2 tRNA genes and 2 rRNA genes are annotated in these 1,736 nt (G+C 49.1%); all 4 read right to left on the bottom strand.

Features of this window, described 5'->3' with window-relative positions:
- A 23S ribosomal RNA gene (locus tag EHW56_RS15215) occupies positions 1-664 on the bottom strand; the annotation flags it as partial.
- 317 nt (positions 665-981) lie between these two features.
- Positions 982-1,057: transfer RNA gene (locus EHW56_RS15210), tRNA-Ala, on the bottom strand.
- A gap of 107 nt (positions 1,058-1,164) precedes the next feature.
- Positions 1,165-1,241: transfer RNA gene (locus EHW56_RS15205), tRNA-Ile, on the bottom strand.
- Positions 1,242-1,332: 91 nt separating this feature from the next.
- Positions 1,333-1,736 (bottom strand): 16S ribosomal RNA (locus tag EHW56_RS15200); the annotation flags it as partial.

Raw genomic sequence — 1,736 nt, 5'->3', positions numbered from 1 at the left:
TCGGGTCTAATGCTAGCAACTACTCGCCCAGTTAAGACTCGGTTTCCCTACGGCTCCCCTATGCGGTTAACCTTGCTACTAACATTAAGTCGCTGACCCATTATACAAAAGGTACGCGGTCACCCCACAAAGGAGGCTCCCACTGCTTGTACGTAGACGGTTTCAGGTTCTATTTCACTCCCCTCACAGGGGTTCTTTTCGCCTTTCCCTCACGGTACTGGTTCACTATCGGTCAGTCAGGAGTATTTAGCCTTGGAGGATGGTCCCCCCATGTTCAGACAAGATATCACGTGTCCCGTCCTACTCGTTTTCACGACTAAGGCGCCGTCGGTTACGGGGCTATCACCCTTTATTGCCAGGTTTTCCAACCTGTTCACCTAACGCCTAAGCCGCTTAAGGGCTGCTCCGGGTTCGCTCGCCGCTACTGCCGGAATCTCAATTGATTTCTTTTCCTTCGGGTACTTAGATGTTTCAGTTCCCCGAGTTCGCCTCTTAGCGCTATATATTCACGCTAAGATACCTGCTTATGCAGGTGGGTTTCCCCATTCGGACATCGATGGCTCAAATGCTTCTTACCAGCTCACCATCGCTTTTCGCAGGTTAGTACGTCCTTCATCGCCTCTGACTGCCAAGGCATCCACCGTCTACGCTTAATCACTTAACCATACAACCCCAAGAGGTTTTATTTACGGCGAGATTGTCTAAAAAAGAAATCTGCGTCGCAAAACCACTCAGTGTTGAATCATCAACCAATTAAGGTTTTGTTTTTGCCGGACTCAAAATAGAGACTTTGCTTATCACTAAGACAAAGCCCAAGCACACTTGATTGTGTGAGTGACATTTCTGTCACTGATTGAGAACTTTACTGTCATTCTTTAAGAATGACTTGTCAGCTTTCCAGATTGTTAAAGAGCATGTGATTCTATCAATACGATAAACCACTTTTTAAAGACACTTATCATCATAAATGCGCTTAAAAAGTGGTGGAGCTAAGCAGGATCGAACTGCTGACCTCCTGCGTGCAAGGCAGGCGCTCTCCCAGCTGAGCTATAGCCCCATCATAATTCCTTAGATGCTGGTGCCAATTTCTTTTGAGGCAAGGCAGTGTATTTCGACGTTTAGTTCGCTAAACGAGGAATGCACTAACGAAGCATCAGGAGAAATTGGTGGGTCTGAGTGGACTTGAACCACCGACCTCACCCTTATCAGGGGTGCGCTCTAACCACCTGAGCTACAGACCCATCTAAGGTACGAGCCTTTCACTAAGGCATTCGTATCTCTTTGACTTTCAACCTATACAATCTGTGTGAACACTCGCAAGAATAGCGTCAGTAAGGAGGTGATCCAGCCCCAGGTTCCCCTAGGGCTACCTTGTTACGACTTCACCCCAGTCATGAACCACACCGTGGTAAACGCCCTCCCGAAGGTTAAGCTATCTACTTCTGGTGCAGCCCACTCCCATGGTGTGACGGGCGGTGTGTACAAGGCCCGGGAACGTATTCACCGTGGCATTCTGATCCACGATTACTAGCGATTCCGACTTCATGGAGTCGAGTTGCAGACTCCAATCCGGACTACGACAAACTTTAAGGGATTCGCTCCACTTCGCAGCTTCGCTGCCCTCTGTATCTGCCATTGTAGCACGTGTGTAGCCCTACTCGTAAGGGCCATGATGACTTGACGTCGTCCCCACCTTCCTCCGGTTTATCACCGGCAGTCTCCCTGGAGTTCCCACC

The sequence above is a fragment of the Salinivibrio sp. VGrn1 genome, from assembly GCF_009377995.1.
Lineage (GTDB): Bacteria > Pseudomonadota > Gammaproteobacteria > Enterobacterales > Vibrionaceae > Salinivibrio > Salinivibrio siamensis.
This window is presented reverse-complemented; position numbering and strand designations above follow the sequence as displayed.